The sequence below is a fragment of the Acidovorax sp. A1169 genome (assembly GCF_030704685.1).
In the GTDB taxonomy this organism is placed as follows: domain Bacteria; phylum Pseudomonadota; class Gammaproteobacteria; order Burkholderiales; family Burkholderiaceae_C; genus Acidovorax.
This window is the reverse complement of record NZ_JAUZDX010000003.1, coordinates 433,784-449,702: the sequence shown is the minus strand read 5'-3', so window position 1 is coordinate 449,702 and position 15,919 is coordinate 433,784. Positions and strand designations below refer to the sequence as shown.

At 67.4% G+C, this 15,919-nt stretch carries 19 protein-coding genes; 9 read left to right on the top strand and 10 right to left on the bottom strand.

What is annotated here, in order from left to right:
* Nucleotides 1-2: 2 nt before the first annotated feature.
* From QYL93_RS08285 to QYL93_RS08265, 5 genes are all read right to left on the bottom strand, one after another.
* Entirely contained in the window at nt 3-1,853 is a 1,851-nt protein-coding gene (locus QYL93_RS08285; protein ID WP_305743213.1) for a M48 family metallopeptidase, read from the bottom strand.
* A 292-nt stretch (nt 1,854-2,145) separates the two neighbouring features.
* Nucleotides 2,146-2,625 (bottom strand): hypothetical protein, encoded by a 480-nt coding sequence (locus QYL93_RS08280; RefSeq protein ID WP_305743212.1) that lies wholly within the window; start codon nt 2,623-2,625, stop codon nt 2,146-2,148.
* Between the two features lie 59 nt (nt 2,626-2,684).
* On the bottom strand, nt 2,685-2,939 hold the full coding sequence (locus QYL93_RS08275; protein ID WP_218885700.1) for a hypothetical protein: 255 nt from the start codon (nt 2,937-2,939) through the stop codon (nt 2,685-2,687).
* A gap of 260 nt (nt 2,940-3,199) precedes the next feature.
* Complete coding sequence (locus tag QYL93_RS08270) at nt 3,200-4,834, bottom strand: tannase/feruloyl esterase family alpha/beta hydrolase (protein ID WP_305743211.1); 1,635 nt, start codon at nt 4,832-4,834, stop codon at nt 3,200-3,202.
* Between the two features lie 129 nt (nt 4,835-4,963).
* A complete protein-coding gene (locus tag QYL93_RS08265; protein WP_305743210.1) occupies nt 4,964-6,007 on the bottom strand; it encodes a helix-turn-helix transcriptional regulator in 1,044 nt (347 codons plus the stop codon).
* Nucleotides 6,008-6,456: 449 nt separating this feature from the next.
* On the opposite strand from QYL93_RS08265, the gene QYL93_RS08260 reads away from it, so the two are divergent.
* The 5 genes from QYL93_RS08260 to QYL93_RS08240 all read left to right on the top strand — a co-directional run bounded on the left by QYL93_RS08260 (nt 6,457) and on the right by QYL93_RS08240 (nt 9,223).
* Nucleotides 6,457-6,849 (top strand): hypothetical protein, encoded by a 393-nt coding sequence (locus QYL93_RS08260; protein WP_057265432.1) that lies wholly within the window; start codon nt 6,457-6,459, stop codon nt 6,847-6,849.
* A 73-nt stretch (nt 6,850-6,922) separates the two neighbouring features.
* Nucleotides 6,923-7,759, top strand: coding sequence for an alpha/beta hydrolase (locus QYL93_RS08255; RefSeq protein WP_305743209.1), 837 nt, complete (start codon nt 6,923-6,925; stop codon nt 7,757-7,759).
* 150 nt (nt 7,760-7,909) lie between these two features.
* Nucleotides 7,910-8,359, top strand: coding sequence for a hypothetical protein (locus QYL93_RS08250; protein ID WP_305743208.1), 450 nt, complete (start codon nt 7,910-7,912; stop codon nt 8,357-8,359).
* Nucleotides 8,360-8,379: 20 nt separating this feature from the next.
* Complete coding sequence (locus QYL93_RS08245) at nt 8,380-8,823, top strand: hypothetical protein (RefSeq protein ID WP_305743207.1); 444 nt, start codon at nt 8,380-8,382, stop codon at nt 8,821-8,823.
* 16 nt (nt 8,824-8,839) lie between these two features.
* Complete coding sequence (locus QYL93_RS08240; protein ID WP_305743206.1) at nt 8,840-9,223, top strand: RidA family protein; 384 nt, start codon at nt 8,840-8,842, stop codon at nt 9,221-9,223.
* Here the strand turns inward: QYL93_RS08240 and QYL93_RS08235 are convergent.
* The 3 genes from QYL93_RS08235 to QYL93_RS08225 all read right to left on the bottom strand — a co-directional run bounded on the left by QYL93_RS08235 (nt 9,175) and on the right by QYL93_RS08225 (nt 10,815).
* Nucleotides 9,175-9,795: a hypothetical protein gene (locus tag QYL93_RS08235; protein WP_305743205.1), complete on the bottom strand. Its 621-nt coding sequence runs from the start codon at nt 9,793-9,795 to the stop codon at nt 9,175-9,177. The two genes, QYL93_RS08240 and QYL93_RS08235, sit on opposite strands and share 49 nt — an antisense overlap.
* 109 nt (nt 9,796-9,904) lie before the next feature.
* Nucleotides 9,905-10,306, bottom strand: a complete 402-nt coding sequence (locus QYL93_RS08230) for a DUF1398 family protein (protein ID WP_305743204.1) — start codon at nt 10,304-10,306, stop codon at nt 9,905-9,907.
* A 29-nt stretch (nt 10,307-10,335) separates the two neighbouring features.
* Entirely contained in the window at nt 10,336-10,815 is a 480-nt protein-coding gene (locus QYL93_RS08225) for a MarR family winged helix-turn-helix transcriptional regulator (RefSeq protein ID WP_305743203.1), read from the bottom strand.
* Between the two features lie 89 nt (nt 10,816-10,904).
* Here QYL93_RS08225 and QYL93_RS08220 point away from each other — a divergent pair, with 89 nt between their 5' ends.
* The 4 genes from QYL93_RS08220 (at nt 10,905) to QYL93_RS08205 (ending at nt 14,476) form a co-directional block, all read left to right on the top strand.
* Complete coding sequence (locus QYL93_RS08220; protein WP_305743202.1) at nt 10,905-12,185, top strand: helix-turn-helix domain-containing protein; 1,281 nt, start codon at nt 10,905-10,907, stop codon at nt 12,183-12,185.
* A gap of 51 nt (nt 12,186-12,236) precedes the next feature.
* Nucleotides 12,237-12,929: a hypothetical protein gene (locus QYL93_RS08215; RefSeq protein WP_305743201.1), complete on the top strand. Its 693-nt coding sequence runs from the start codon at nt 12,237-12,239 to the stop codon at nt 12,927-12,929.
* A 126-nt stretch (nt 12,930-13,055) separates the two neighbouring features.
* Entirely contained in the window at nt 13,056-13,883 is an 828-nt protein-coding gene (locus QYL93_RS08210) for a thioredoxin family protein (RefSeq protein ID WP_305743200.1), read from the top strand.
* Between the two features lie 20 nt (nt 13,884-13,903).
* A complete protein-coding gene (locus tag QYL93_RS08205) occupies nt 13,904-14,476 on the top strand; it encodes a hypothetical protein (protein WP_305743199.1) in 573 nt (190 codons plus the stop codon).
* On the opposite strand, the gene QYL93_RS08200 is transcribed toward QYL93_RS08205, so the two are convergent.
* Together QYL93_RS08200 and QYL93_RS08195 are read right to left on the bottom strand one after the other, a co-directional pair.
* Nucleotides 14,473-15,327: a pirin family protein gene (locus QYL93_RS08200; protein ID WP_305743198.1), complete on the bottom strand. Its 855-nt coding sequence runs from the start codon at nt 15,325-15,327 to the stop codon at nt 14,473-14,475. The genes QYL93_RS08205 and QYL93_RS08200 overlap by 4 nt on opposite strands.
* Nucleotides 15,324-15,911: an NADPH-dependent FMN reductase gene (locus QYL93_RS08195; protein ID WP_305743197.1), complete on the bottom strand. Its 588-nt coding sequence runs from the start codon at nt 15,909-15,911 to the stop codon at nt 15,324-15,326. The genes QYL93_RS08200 and QYL93_RS08195 overlap by 4 nt, the downstream gene beginning before the upstream one ends.
* Nucleotides 15,912-15,919: the final 8 nt, after the last annotated feature.

Here is a 15,919-nt window from a genome sequence, read left to right as displayed (position 1 = left end):
GCTCAGGCTTCCTGCTGCTGCGCCCGCATGATCTGGTGGCGCTGCCAGTAGTGGCCCACGGTGGCGTTGAAATCGTCCTTCTCCTTCTTCAGGCCGCCAAGCTTGATCTTGCTGGTCTTGGCGCCGATCATGGCTTTTTCGGGATGCGTGACGATCAGGGCGTTGCCCCAGGTGCTCTCCTTGAACTCCAGCGCCTTGATGGCGTCCCAGGCCACGGTCACGCCATCGGCCGAGGTGGCGATGCCCTCGATGCTCACGGCCACCGTGTCGCTGCCCTTCAAGGCGTACTGCACCGGCGGAAAATACTGCAGCACCAGTGCACGCTCTTCGTCGTTGGCCGGCTCGTAGCGGTAGGCCAGGCTGCGCTCGTGGTCGGCGGCAAAGGCCTGCTCGTACGCGCCCCACATGCGCTGCTCGATGGCATCGGCCGTGAGGATCTGCTGCGCCCAGGTGGCGGCCGGCACGCGCACGACGATGGCGCCGTAGTCGCTCTCGGCCAAGGTCACACCCACGGCGCGCATGCGCTCGGGCATGGCGGGGTGCGAGTCGAATGGGTGGGGCACGTTGGCCGTCTTCATCTCGTTCAAGAAGTCGGCCGATGCGGCGTAGGGCGACAGACCCTGGGCCACGTAGCTGGCAATGCCCAGTGCGGCGGCGTCGTGCTTGCGATTCTGGCCGAAGAGCTCGTTTTCGATCTTGGAGCGGTACTGTGCATAGGCCACGATCTTGACCAGCGACTGGGCAATCGCATCGGGCGAGATGAGCTGGGCGGCAGTGCGGTCGGCCTGGAACTCGCGTGCGCGGCTCTCGCGCGCCAGCGCCACCTCGAAGATGGTGCGGTACAGGTCGATCAGGGGCAGGAACACGGCAGACACGATGCCCTCACGCATGGCACGGCGGTAGTGGTCGTACTGGTTGATCTTGGGGCCCAGCAGCGCGCTGCTCTGGGTATCGCCGCCGCGCAAGTGCGCCAGCTCGTGGCCCAAGACGGCATCGGCTTCGGACTGGTCGAGCAGGCGCAGCAAAGGAATGCTCACGAACAGCGTGCGCCCCGTGAGTTGCTGGTTGCCCACGGTGAGGGGCGCCTCGGTCACGAAGAAGTTGGCGTCGATGCCGGCTACGATGTTGCGCGGCGGCTCGGTCTTCAAGCGCTCGGCCATGTGGCGGATGCGTGCCCACAGCAGGGGGGCATCTGCCTCGCTAAGCAGCTCGCCATCCACGCCGTTGTTCAGCTGCACGCGCTTGAAGATGCTCACCACCGCCATGAAGACCCCGCACGCGACCACGATCCCCACCAGGATGATGAGCTTGGGCCAGTATTTGTGCATGAAGAACGCCGTCACCCAGAATGACAGCCACACCGCGAGCGCGCCCTGCACCACCAGCGAGGTGGCGCTGGCCCAGGTGGTCAGGTGCCAGCCGGTGACGAAGCTGGTGTACTGCAGCCTGCGGTTGACGAATGCCAGGGCACCGAGAGCCAGCACGGCCACCAGCAGCACCACGCCGGCCACCATGCTCCACAGCGACAGCTTGCGCACCAGGTTGAACTGCCACAGCTCGCCATAGGTCTCGCACATGGCATCGCGGTAGTCGGCCACCTCGGGGTCCTGGTTGGTGCAGATGGTGGACGGCGGGTTGGCGCGGTAGAAGTCCTTTTGCACCTGCTTCTCGGCGGCGGGCATGGCCTTCTCGGCATCGATGCGCTGGCTGATGCGGGCAATGAATTGGGTGTCTTCGTCGCGTTGGGCATACCCCGTGAACAGGTAGGCGGCCAGCGGGATCAAAAGCAGCGCGAGCAGCGAATAGGCCAGGTATTTGGCCAGGCCCAGGCGCAGGGCAGAAGAGATTTTCATAGAGGTACGCGATTGGTTGTGTGTGTTTTTTCGGTCCGACCCATGGAGCCCAGGGGCACGCTTGCAGCGAGCCCCTTTTCCTCACTCCATGCGGGGATTATCTGGACGCGCACGCGCTGTGGCCGCGCCAGGAAGTAACACTTGGAACGGCGGCGCTGGTGTGTGACATTTGCCACGGATGCCACAATAAAATATGGGGTGGCCTGCCAGGGCGGCAGCCCCCAATAACGGGCGCCTGGCCGACATTGCCGGCTGGCCGCATGCCCGTGCGCAGTCGGCCGGTTACCGCGAATTACTTCGGGCTTTTCAGCACGACTTCGGCAAAGCAGTAGTAGTGCATGTCGTCGTCTTCCTTCTGCTTGCAGTTGTTCTCGCCCACCTGCAGGCGGCGCGCGGTGGCCGGCAGGGTCTCGAACTGCACCTTCACGATCTTGCGCTTGCCCGGCCGGATGGTGTCCATACCCCGCGCGCACGACCTGATCCCCGTGACGCCCAGTTGCTTGAGCACCAGTCCGCTGTCCAGGTCCTTGATCGTGAACGCTTCGGGGCGGTGGTTAGGGTGGATGCAAGCCTCACCGATTTCGTCGGTGGTATTGCCCAGCACGATGGTCACCGTGGTGCCCTTGGGCGTGACGGTGATGTCCCGCAGGACGGTGTCGCCGTCCTCGGGCAGCGGCATGTTGAGCTTGTAGCTTTGGGCGTGGGCGGTGCCTGCGGCACCCAGGGTGAAGGCTGCCAGGACAGCCGAGGCTGCCAGAATTTTGGTGAACACGGTGACTCGTTTCAAGGAAGGGAAGAGGGGGCGCAAGGGGTTCTCGGCGGCAGCGCGCATCACTTCCACTGCCGGCCGTCGCCAGCGGCGCAACCGTACGGCGGAATGGACTTGGCAAACCGCTCCTGCAGCTGCGCGCAGCCCCAGCGGTTCAGTGGCCCCGGTGCGCGGGAGTTGAGCTCGATGCCTATCTCCTCATAGGGCGACTTGGCCTTGCTGACATAGTCGTACCAGCGTTTGCCGACGAAGAGCGTGATGGCCGCAACGCCGATGAGGACCACGAGGAGGGCTTTGAGTGCAGGGGATTTTTTCAAGAAAAGGGCCTGGTTGTTGTTGTGAAGCGCTTGGCAGATGCGATTGTGTTGGCGTTCGGCGGCACGCCGGCCTTGCGCGGCGCAGCAATGCCGCCAGTTGTGAAGCAATGCACACAACTGGCACATGCCGCACCTGGCCGTGTGCCCGCTGTACCCTTCACGCAACTGCTTCGGCGGGCCTCGCAATACGTGCATGGCGCTGCGAGCGAATGGCTGACCCTAACCGCCCGCCTCCTCACGCAGGGCTGGTGCTTGGGGTATCACACCGCAGAGCAGCTGAAACTCTCCGCCTTCGCCGGGTCGCCCTTGCCGTCATAGCGCGGGAACTTCGGGTACTCGCACACCGGGCGCTGCAGCACCGGGGTCTGCTGGCCGGCGCGCGGGTCGGCGGGCTCGTAGCGGGTGGCCACCAGTCTGTCGGGAGCGGTGCCGCGCTCCACCCAGGCGTCCATGGCGGCCAGCAGGTCGATGCTCACGGGGTCGGTGCCCGGGCCATCGAGGTTGTGGCCGTTGGAGGGCGAGGTCAGCATGCGCGCAAAGCCCTGCACCTTGCTGGCACCCAGGCGCTGGCGCACGCTGTCCAGGTACTCGGCCGTGCGGTACACCGACACGCAGGCATCGCCCATGCCATACCAGATCAGCAGCTTGCCGCCGTTGTCGGCAAAGGCCGATATGTCGGGGTTGGTCGCGTCGATCATGTTCGCCAGGCGCAGGTACGGGGCCTGGTACCGGGTGGGGTCGTGCTGGAGCAGGTCGGCAGCGGGGTTGCCCTCGACCAGGCGTGCGGCTGCGGAAACGGCCATGTAGTTGAAGGAGTCGCGGGCCTCGAAACTGGGGCCGAACACATAGGCCTCCCAGTCCGACGTGGCCGCGCCACCGCGGCCAAAGCCGGGGTAGCCGCGCGCGCCCTGCGACAGGGTCACCGGAACATCCTTGCTTGCGTAGATCAGGCGCACCGATTCGATCTGCCCGGCGGTCAGGCAGCTGTCGTTGTCGGCACCCTTGCACAGCAGCTCGGTGGGCACGTAGGTGCAGGCCGCCACGTTGCCGATGATGCCGTCCTTCAGGCCATCCAGGCCGTCGCAGGCCTGCGTCTCGGCCTTGGCGTACAGCGCTATCTTGGCGGGGCTCAGCCAGTTCTCGGGTTTGGAGAAGATATGGCGCAGCACCGTGGGCCCCAGGTTGGTCTGGTGGGCCTGCTGGCTGATGGCGGGCTCCATGGCGACCACGCCGTCATAGTCCTTGGGGTAGTTTTGCGTGGCGGCCAGGGCCGAGCGCCCGCCGTTGGAGTGGCCGATGTGATAGCGGCGCGCAGGGCGCTTGCCGTAGAAGTCGGCGGCGATGGCCGTGCCCACCTCCAGCACGAAGTGGTTGGCGTCGAAGGCATGGTTGCGTAGCGCCACGTCGCTCGCGCCCCAGGCAAAGCCCGGAGCCAGGTGGCCCGAGTCCGAACTCATCTTCACATAGGTGTGGGCCGATGCGCCGATGATGTGCTGGTACCACGGGTCGTCGGTGGGGATGAAGCCGTCGAACGCGCCACCGCCCACGGTCAGCGTCTTGCCATTCCACACCGTGCCCGCAGGCAGCTCCACCGCCCAGTGGATGGTGGACTGGGGCGACGAGACGATCTCGCCGCGCACGATGCACACCTCGGGCAGCAGGCCCTCGGCCGCGCGCAGTTCGGTGCGGGTGATCGTGGCGCCATGGGGCAGGGTGGCCGTGCGGTAGCTGGGGCAGGCCTGGGCCAGCGGCTGGCTGGCAACGGGCGCGCTGCTGTCGCTGCCGCCACAGGCGGTGAGCGCAAGGGCCGTGAGCGTACACAGCGTGCCAAGGGTTGCGGCGCGCACGCCGGGGTGGCCGCTGGCGGTGCCGGCGAACGGGTGGCTGGGGAACATGGAATGCGTCTCCTGTTGTTGCTTGGATCTTCTGGAGCCTTGGGGCTCCGGGCGCAACGATAGGGACGGACATGCGCGCTGCAGCCTCTGCAAATGCAGAGGGCATGGGAAAACACCGAGTGGCTTGATTTACTGCCTGCGCAAGGCTGTTACGAGCTCCACCTTGTTGCGCACCCCCAGCTGCGCATAGGCGCTGCGCAGGTAGGTGCGCACCGTGGCTGGCGTCAGGCCCAGTGTGGCGGCAATGTCCTTGTACGAATGGCCGTGCGCGTACAGCGTGGCCGCGCTTAGTTCGCGCGGGGCCAGCGGCGGCTTGCTGGCGTGGGGCGACGGAATGCTGATCGCGAGCAGCGGCCCACAGGCCTCCAGCCGCAGCCGGCAGGCCTTGACCAACAGCAGGCTGCCCGGCAGCGTGGCAGGCAGGGCATCGAGGAGCGCAGCGGGCAGGGCGGTGCCCGACCACTGCGGGTAGGCCGCATCCAGCGCCAGCCCCACGCGCAGGCCCACGAAGAGCAGTTGGCCGGCGCCATCGGCCAGCGCATAGCTGTCCCACGGGCCGTTGCCTGCGGGCGCCGTCTGCAATTGCTCCAGCCGGTGCTGCCAGTGGCCCAGCAGGTGCGGCACGAACTCGCCGAACAGCGCCGCCTCCTGGTCGGTGAAGTTGGGCTGGCCCGGGCCGCGGTACATGCTCACGAAGAACATCAGCCCGCTGCGCGGCATGGCCACCGTGATCGCCATGCAGTGGTACAGCCCGTGGCGCCGGCAGAACGCCTCGATGTCCACCGGCATCGCGCCAGCAGGCAGGTCGGGCACATCGTCGGCGCTCTCGCGGATCACCACGCCCAGCCGGTCCATCGACTGCTGCGCAAACACATCGGCCATGGCCAGCGCATTCCACTCCGTGGCAAAGCTTTTGGAAAGGCCAATGCTGCCGTGCAGCCAGTTGCGCGGTGGCGCATCGGCATGGCCGGCCGACACCTCGCCCCACCAGGCGGTGTCGAACCCGACCAGGGAGGTGCGCAGGATATCGAGCGCCTCCTGCAGCATGGCCTGCGGCGGCGTGGTGCGCGCCACGGCGGCCAATTGCAGCAGGCTGGCGCTCAGCGCGCGCAGTGGCCCGAAGGCTGGGGCTGCCAGTCGTTGGGGCGCGCTCGTGGTGGTGTGGGCCTGCATGGTGGCGCCTGTCTCCTGCAATGTGGTTGTCGTCCTGATCGGCTCTGCAGCAGGGCGCATGGTACGCAGGTTCGTCCGGCCTGGGCTTGCGGGCCTGGGCAAAATTCGGTTGGAGAGGTCACGCGCGGGTGATACGCTCGCCTAGTCCGCTGAGACCGAGAAATCGGCTGTGCGCCGGGGTGGCAGCGGGATGCAGCACAAGGCGCGGGCTGCGGCCAAGGCTGGCCGCCTTGGCAAAGCCCGCAACGCTGCGATGCGCCCGCTGCCACCCCGGCCCGAAGGGTGAGGGTCTGGCAGGGCCGCACTCGTCGTCGCCGTGCTCGCCGGGTGTGTAACCCGGCTGCGCCAGCCGCCTAGATTGCGGCCCTGCCAGACCCTCACGCATAGCCGATTTCTCGGTCTCAGTGGACTAGAGTGTCTGGCCCGTCCTGCTGCCAATTTGTCCACCCATGGAACCTGCCATCCACTTCCACACCCGGCTCTTCGACGTCTCGCTGGAGCCTGACAACCCCATCAACCCCATCCGGGGGCATTCGCTGCTCGAATGGCTGCGCACGCGCGTGCCGGCGCAGCTGGAAATGACCGACGCGGACGCCGAAGACTGGGGCTGGTACGCGCATGTGAGCTGGGAGGGTCGCACCTACATGGTCGGCGCGGCCGCCAATGAGAGCGAAGACGGCAAGCACGAATGGGTTCTGTCGCTGACCAAGCACCGCTCGCTCAAGGAGCGCGTGCTTGGCAAGGCCAAGATGGCTGGCGACGATCCGTGCCTGGTGTTTTTCCATGGGCTCATTGCGCAGGAGCCGGGGTTCGAGGATGTGTCGGTGGAGGGGATCACTTGAGGCCCGTCCAGAGAACTTGTTCGTACCGGTGATGGTTGGGCGCCGCGTTGGGATACTTGCCCTGTGGGCATTGGTGCTGTTGCTCGGTTTCGTCGTTGCAGCCTTGTGCGCAGGCGAATGGCTCAGCCATCCTGCCACCCGCACCATAGGCCCGCCACCGAAAGATTTTTCGGCGCGCGAGGTCCGCATCGACACCGCCCCTGCCGGCCATGTGGCTGGCTGGTTTGCACCGGGCCAGCGAGGCCGGGGCGCCGTGCTGCTGCTCCACGGCGTGCGCTCCGACCGCACTCAGATGTTGGGCCGCGCCAGGTTCCTGAACCGGGAAGGCTACGCCGCCTTGCTGATCGATCTGCCTGCGCACGGCCAGAGCACTGGCGACCGCATCACCTTTGGCGCGCGCGAGGCGGCAGGGGTGAAGGCGGCCCTCGACTTTCTGCGGCGCGAAAGTCCGGGCGAGCGCATCGCGGTCATCGGTGTCTCCCTGGGCGCCGCCGCCGCCGTGCTGGCCCTGCCTTCCCCTGCGCCGGATGCCGTGGTGCTCGAATCCATGTACCCCACCATCGAAGACGCCGTGACCAACCGGCTGACCACGGTGCTGGGCCCTGCGGGCGCGGTGCTGGCCGGGCCCTTGCTGTGGCAGCTGCCGCTGCGCGCCGGGGTATCGACCAGCGACCTGCGGCCCATCGAGCGCATCGCCCGCCTGGGGGCGCCCGCGCTCATTGCCTCTGGCGCACAGGACCGGCACACCACCTGGGCCGAGACCGAGCAACTCTTCGACGCAGCGGATGGGCCCAAGGAGCTCTGGCGCGTGGAGGGGGCTGGGCATGTGGATCTGCATGCCTACGGCCCTGGGGCGTATGAGCGCCGGGTGCTGGGGTTTCTAGGCCGGCACTTGCGAGACGGAGGATGAGCAGGCGCCCCGTGCCACGGGCAAATCAGCGAATATGCCTGGGCCGCACAGACAGGCGGTTGGGCAGGTGCAGCGCTGCCAATTTGTCTTGGCCTGGTGGAAGGCGACACATGCACAATGTGCACGACCCAATACCATTAAGATTTGCCTGTGGACATCACCATCGAAAGCATCGACATCCGCGACATGAAGCGGTTGGGGTTCACGCAGCGACCCAGCTACCCTGTGCGGTTCTCGTCCGCAATGGTTCGCGGTACAGCGCGCCTTGTCCCCTTTGGGAATGATGTTTCGGAGTATCTTGGTCGAACGCTGTATGGGGAGCTTGCTCAGGAGCGGGTTAGCGGTCTTGAACGGGCTGCGCCACCGCATTTTGAGGAGGCAATGGTCGCGCTGGAGGAGCAAGGCTCATTTCAAGTGCATGGCCGGATTGCTTCGGCATGGGCTGCCTCCGATCCTTCCGGTTCCGTCGTGGTGGCTGCAGTCGCTGGTGCTGCGACTTTTTTCCTGTCGGACAAGGATTTCGCAGGCAAGTCTCCTCAAGAAGGTGACGCCGTTACCTTCCGTGTCCATGGGCTGTCTTTTTGGGACGAGCAAATTTAAGTCCGCCGAACCTCTGCTTCATGAGACAACTGTCTTCTTCCTTGTCTTCCTGTTCTAAGTGGAGCCGCTTTCTCATCATCGTGTTCGGACTGCTGCTACTGGGTGCTTTTCGTGTGATGGAAGATGGTTGGTCCTGGCGGTTGGTCCTTGAAGCGTGCGGAACGATTGCATTCTTCTGGTTACTGGATATGGTCTTTTCCTCCGATCTGGCAGATAAAGTGCAGGACTGTGGAGATCATCTGTTGGTCAGTCGTGGAGAGGTCACGGAACGAATCCCGCTGACCAATCTACGGTCGGTCGAGGTGGACTCCGACGGGGAGGTCATGACACTTCACTTCGTCAAATCCACTGCGTTCAGTCGGAAGATTGCGTTCAGCCCGGTGGCAAGCTTGCGGCTCAATCCGTTTCGCGAGCATCCGCTGGTCGAGGACCTGATGGACCGGGTCCATGCGGCCAGGCTATAGCGGAAATTTTCCACCCATGCAATCCACCCCTGTCAACTCGTCCCAGGCACCGCACCCCTCTGGTGGATATTCCCAAGCGCTCGACGTGCGGGGCGCCACGCGCTGGCTGGTCATCAGCGGGCAGATTCCCGTGGACCGGGCCGGCGGGGTGCCTGCCAGCTTCGCCGAGCAGGCCGACTTGGTGTGGGCCAACATCCTGGCCCAGCTCGATGCCGCGGGCATGGGCGTGGCCAACCTGGTGAAGGTGACCACGTTTCTCTCATCGCGCCAATACGCTCAGGAGAATGGTGAGGCGCGCCGGCGCGCGCTGGGCGGCCATGCCCCGGCGCTCACGGTCATAATCGCCGGTATCTACGATGAGACCTGGCTGTTGGAGGTCGAGGCGGTTGCGGCGGAGTGATCGGCCTTTCCGTGACGTGCATCAGCATCGAAGGTGTGCAGCGACATGCCTGAGGAGCCAACCACCGGCTGGGGATCGCTGGACTGCGCAGTGACTTCGAAGAGTTCCACCGTATCCGATGCGCTTATTTCGGGTTCCATCCGGGAGCGCGACAGCTGAAACACCACGGTGGCCACGTACGTGACAAACGCTGCCATGAGCGAGTGGTGGACAACCGCCAGCCAGTAGGCAACGGGGCTATCTATCCGGCCCGACATCGCTTTGCTGCTTCTGGAAATCACGTTGATTTCGCCACTCCAGAGGCCGGTGGCCACCATGGCGATCAGTCCGACGGCCAGGACCACGACGGGAACCAGCGCGGCACGGGCAAACCAATGCCCATACCGGTCCCACCAGGCGTTGGTCTTGCGCAACTGTTTCATCCGCGCCTCGGATTCGACGAAGGAGCGCTCTAGGCTGGTAAGCGATGCGTCGAGCTCCCGCTGCCGCGCCTCGTTCAGGATCTGCCCACGCGAATGGGCGGCAATGCTTTTCAACTGCGCTGGCGTGAGTTGGGGGTGAGGGCGGGTCATGGCGAAATTCTATGCACAGTGCATGGCCCAGGGGCCACGGCGAAAGGCCCTTGGCTGCGCAGTGCATTGCAGTGCAGTGCTCTGGTTGTGAGGAGATCGTCTGCTGTGCTCACTTCCCGTCCGGAAACCGCTCCACATGCACCTTCCCCTTGCGGCCGAAATAGCTCACATGCCGCCCCGCCAGCCATACCATGTAGCCCACACAGCCCGCTGCGCGTGAGAGCTCAAGGAACTCGGGGTACATGACCTCGCCGCGCTGCGCGCCCCGGATGGCGACCTGCACACCGGCCGCGTCGAAGCCCTGTGTGATGGGCGTGGCAGGCTTCTGCAGGGCCACGGTATGCGTCTCGCCACCGGGCAGGTAGTAGGTGGTCGCGTTGCTGCGGTAGTCCGCAAAATACGCCTCCGCGCCGGCCTCGGTGAGGGCCTGCATGATGGCGCCGAAATGGGCCGTGCCGTCCTTGGATGATTGGGCGCAGCGTTCGATGGTGGCGATGGTCGTTTCGTTCATGGGCATCTCGCTGTGGTGGGTTCTCGGAATCAGCTTCGCGGCACTTCCTGCCACTGGTGCAGACGCACCATCTCCTGCAGCAGGCGCGCGAGGCGCTGGCGCTCGGCCGCAGGCAGGTGGCCGAAGAACTGTTCGTCGTTGGCATCGGCCTTGGCGGCCAGCACGGGCACCAGGGCGCGGCCGGCCGGGGTGAGTGACAGGGTGTGGCTGCGCGCGTCCTGCAGTGCATCCGCACGGGCCACCAGGCCCTTGTCCTCCAGCCGCGCCACCACCTTGGAGACGGCGCCCTTGGTCATGCCCAGGGCCTGGGTCAGCGTGGCGTGGGTGGCGGGGTTGTCGGCACCGTCCGCATCGAACAGCGTGCGCAGCGCCACCCAGTCGGTGACGGAAACGCCCGATGCCTCCACCGCCTGCTGGAACCCGGCCGACACCTGGTTGGAGACAAAGCGCAGCCAGTAGCCCAGGTGGGCTTCGAGCGGGCTGGGGTGGGGTGATGGGTTTTTCTTCATGTTTTGTTTCTGTGGAAACTATCTGCGGCTGAAATTTAGTTTCTGAGGAAACAAATTGCAAGTGCCGTAGTCGTGTAGCCTGCCGTACCATGGATTCCCTGATCACCGCCGCCGCCCGTGCGCTTGCCGCCGGCGATGCGCTGGGCGCCCTGCAGCGGGTGGCCCTGCGCGATGACCCGCCGGCGCTGGCGCTGCGCGGCATTGCCATGGCGCAGCTGGGCGAGCACCCCCGGGCGCGCGAGCTGCTGCGCCGCGCGGCCAGGGGCTTTGGCGCGCACGAGGAGCTGGCCCGCGCCCGCTGCGTGGTCGCCGAGGCTGAGGTGGCCCTGGCCCTGCGCGACCTGAAAGGGCCGCCGCATGCCTTGGTGGCTGCAGCCACGGTGCTGGCAACCAGGGGCGACCGGGCCAATGCCCTGCAGGCAAGGCTCATCGCCGCGCGCCAGTGGCTGCTGATGGGCCGGCTGGGCGAGGCTGCAGCCCTGCTGGCCCCCATCGACCTGCGGGAGCCGGGCATGCCGCCCGCGCTGGCGGCCGTGGCGGCGCTCACTTTGGCCGAGCTGGCCCTGCGCTCGCTGCGCGTGGCAGCGGCGCGCGATGCGCTGGCCCAGGCCCGCGAAGCGGCAGCGCGCGCCCGCGTGCCTGCGCTGCTGGCCGAGGTCGAGGAGGCCCTGGCCGCGCTGCAGCGCCCCGCCGCGCGGCGCCTGCTGCCGGGCGATGGTGATGGCGGCGGTGTGGCGCGCGAGCAGTTGCTGCGCCTGGACGACGTCGCGGCGCTGCTCGCCTCGGATGTGCTGGTGGTCGATGCCTGCCGGCACCGGCTGGGATCGGGGTCGCAGGAGGAGGAGGGCAGCGGTGCGGCCCCTACCTGGCTGTCCCTCGCGCGCCGGCCCATCCTGTTTGCCCTGGCCCGCGAACTCGCCCAGGCCTGGCCCGGCGATGCCGAGCGCGACGCGCTGATCGCCAGCGCCTTTCGCACCCGCCACCCCGACGAAACCCACCGCGCCCGGCTGCGCGTGGAGCTGGGCCGCCTGCGCGCACTGGTCAAGCCCTGGGCCCGCATCGAGGCCACGGCGCGCGGCTTTGCGCTGCAGCCCCTGGATGGGCGCCCCGTGGCGGTGCTGGCGCCGCCCATTGCGGGTGAGCAGGCCTCGCTGCTGGCCCTGCTGGCGGATGGTGCTGCGTGGTCCACCTCTGCCCTGGCGCTGGCGCTGGGCGACAGCCAGCGCACGGTGCAACGCGCCCTGGCCGATCTGCAGGCGCAGGGCCGCGTGCGCTCCATCGGCCAGGCGCGTGCGCAGCGCTGGCTGGCCCCGCCCCTGGCGGGATTCACGCCAATCTTGTTACTCCCCGCTGCGCTGCCGATTGAATAGAGTTCACCCATCGCCCCCCCGAGCCGGGGTCCAACCAACACGGAGCACTCCATGCCAATCACCGACTGCAGCCCCGACAGCGCCAGCCGCACCGCGCCCACAGGAGTCCCCGCCCGCTCCGCCGAGATCGTGCGCGAGTACGGCCCCTTTGCGGGCGCCCGCACCGTGGCCGGCGTCACGCACGACGGCCAGCGCGTATGGGCCGCGACGGGCGCCAGCCTGGTCGCCTTCGACCCCGCCAGCGGCGAGACCACGCGCACCCTGGGCCTGCCCTGCGATGCGGGCACCGCGTTCGACGGCAAGCACCTGTACCAGATCGCAGAGTCGCGCATCGACAAGATCGACCCGGCCACGGGCGCCGTGGTGGCCTCCATCCCCGCACCCGGCAAGGGCGCCGACTCGGGCCTGACCTGGGCCGAGGGCAGCCTGTGGGTGGGCCAGTACCGCGACCGCAAGATCCACCAGATCGACCCCGCCACCGGCGCCATCCGCCGCACCATCGAATCCAACGCCTTCGTGACCGGTGTGACCTGGGTCGACGGCGAGTTGTGGCACGGCACCTGGGAGGGCGACGCCAGCGATATCCGCCGCATCGACCCGCAAAGCGGTGCCGTGATCGAGCGCCTGCAGATGCCCACCGGTACGGGCGTGAGCGGGCTCGAATCCGACGGCGCCGACCTGTTCTATGCCGGCGGCGGCGAAAGCGGGAAAGTCCGCGCAATTCGCCGCTCCAAAGCGGCATAGCGCCCGGCGGGCCAGCCGCGGCCCGCTCTCCCTTATCTCACCAAAAGCCCGTGCAGCAATTGCCCCATGTTGGGCAGTTGGAGCCGCGCATGGGCGCCTTATTCCCAACCCCCAAAGGAGCATCGCATGACCACCGCCACCCACAACCCCTCACTCCACCACCCCGTCGTTCCGCGCAGCGATTGGCTGGCCGCGCGCCAGGCCCTGCTGCTGCGCGAAAAGGAGCTCTCGCGCCAGCAGGACCAGATCGCCGCCGAGCGCCGCGCGCTGCCCTGGGTGCGGGTGGACAAGCCCTACCTGTTCGACACCACCGCCGGCCCGCGCACCCTGGCCGATCTGTTCGACGGCCGGCGCCAATTGCTGGTGCAGCACTTCATGTTCGGGCAGGGGTGGGAGCAAGGCTGCCCGAGTTGTTCTTACATGGCAGACCACATCGACGGCATGAACATCCACCTGGCCCACCGCGACATCACCCTGGTGGTGGTTTCGCGCGCGCAGCTCCCGCAGATCGAGCGTTTTCGCGCGCGCATGGGCTGGCGCTTTCACTGGGTGTCATCGCGCGGCAGCGACTTCAACCACGACTATGGCGTGAGCTTCAGCACCGAGCAGGTGGCGCGCGGCGAGGTGCCCTACAACTACACGGTGCAGCGCTTTCCGGCCGAGGAGGCGCCCGGCATCAGCGTGTTCTGCAAGGAGCCGGGCGAGGGCACGGACGTATTCCACACCTACTCCACCTACGGCCGCGGTGTCGAGGTGATGATGGGCGCCTACCCCCTGATTGACCTCACCCCCGCGGGCCGCAACGAGCGCAACCCCGAGTACACGATGGACTGGGTGCGCCACCACGACCGCTACGAGGGCGCCGTGCCCTTCCAGCCTGCGCCATCGCCGCTGGCTGCAGCGCCGACCGCTGCCGCGACCACGGCCGGTAGCTGCTGCCACGCCCAGGCCTGATGCAGGCCGGGAGCCCACGGATGGACACGCTGTGGCCCTGGCTCGCGATGGTCGGCACGGGCGCCCTGCATGGGCTCAACCCCGCCACCGGCTGGGCCTGTGCCGTCGCCTGGGGCCTGCGCTCTGGCGGCAATCGGGTAAAGGCGCAGCCGCTGCGCGCGCTGCTGCCCATTGCCATCGGGCATGCCGCATCGGTGGTACTGGTGGTGGCTGCGGCGGTGTGGGGCTGGGCGCTGCCGCGCAGCGTACTGCAGGCCGCCGCAGGATGCCTGCTGGTGGCTGCTGTGGCGGTGTACCTGTGGCGCCGCGCACCGTGCAAAGCCCGCACATCGGCCGGGCATGCGGGGCTGGTGCTGGGTGCGTTTCTCGGGTCCACGCTGCACGGCGCGGGGCTCATGCTGGTGCCGGCGCTGGCACCGCTGTGCCTGGGCAGCGGTGCCGCGGGGCAGGGCATGGATGCGCCAAGCCCGCTTCTGCTCGCGCTTGCGGCGGTGGCGGTGCACATGGCGGCCATGCTCGCGGTCACAGGCCTGGTGGCCACGGGTGTGTGCCGCTGGGTGGCGCTGCGCCGGCGCACACCTGCCCAAGCCTAGCCCAAGCGCTTTTCCTGCCGCAGCTGCGCGCCAATGCGCCGGATCTCCGCCTCGCCTTGCGCCAACGCCTCGCGGCTGGTGTGCACCGAGTAGCGGCCCATCACCAGCTCGTGCGGGTGCTTCACGGCCGAGCCCAGCACGAAGTGCGTGTCGCCCCGGGCCGTGAAGTCGATGGCACCGTTCGACTCCTCGAACACCGCAAGCTCCCCGGTATCCACGGCGGCGCCTGCATCCAGCGCGCCCGCTGCCACCGCCACCCATGCCACCGTGTGGCCAGCAGGCGGCACATAGCGCCAGTGCTCGCCATCGCGCAGCTGCACGGCCAGGTAGGTCATGGGCGAGGGTGCCTCGATGGGGCTCTGCGCCCCACCAAGACTGCCCAGCAGCACGCGGGCCGGGCCGGCCTGCGGGATCTCCTGGGGCGCCAGGTACTGGCTCAGCGCGGGCGCATTCTCCAGCGCCGCGGGCAAGGCCACCCAGAGCTGAAAGCCCAGCGATGGCGCATCGCCCGCCGGCGCACCGGTATGCCACACGCCGTTGCCCGCGCGCATCCACTCCACGCTGCCTGCGTGCAATGTGCCGCTCTTGCCGGTAGTGTCCTCATAGGACATATCGCCCGCCATCAGGTAGGTCAGCGTGGCAATGCCCGAATGCGGGTGCATGCCAAAGCCGCGAAAGGCGGCAGGCGAGTCCGACGCGAACAGGTCCAAAAAGACGAAGGGCTTGATCCACTCCCCCACGTCGCCAGGGCTCACGAGCCGCGTGATGGGGCCGTGCATGTTGCCGCGCGTGCGGTAGGCGATGGCGCGGGTTACCGTGGTAGCAGGCGCTTCGGCCAGGTTCGTGGTCATACAGCCTCCCTTGCGCTCTTGAGCGCCTTGGCCCACCAGGCCATGTCGTCGAGCAGGCCTTTGGCCGACTGGGCCAGGTGCGGGTAGTCATCGAAGCTTTTGCCCTGCTGCCAGACCCCGAGGAATTCGACCATGCCCATGTGCACGGCGTTGCGCACGGGGGCCATCTGCAGCTCGGTGGCTACCAGGCGCAGTTGCTCCACGGCGCGCGCCGCACCCACGCCGCCATAGCCGACAAAGCCGATGGGCTTGCGCGCAAACTCCTTGTACGCGTAGTCGAACGCGTTCTTGAGCACGGCCGTGGGGCCGTGGTTGTACTCGGCGGTGATCACCACCAGCCCGTCCAGCGTGGCCAGCTTCTGCGCCCAGCGCTGCGCGGCCTCGCTCTTCACCGGCGCCCAGGCGGGCGACAGCGCCTCGTCGAAAAAGGGCATGGGGTAGTCGCGCAGGTCGATCAGTTCGGCCGAGACATCGGTGCGCTGGCTGGCGATGCCGTGGAACCACTGCGCCGGCTTGTCGGCAAAGCGGCCTTCGCGTGTGGAGCCGATCACGATGCCGATGTGGGGCAATTGCGAGATTGTCATAGGTGGCA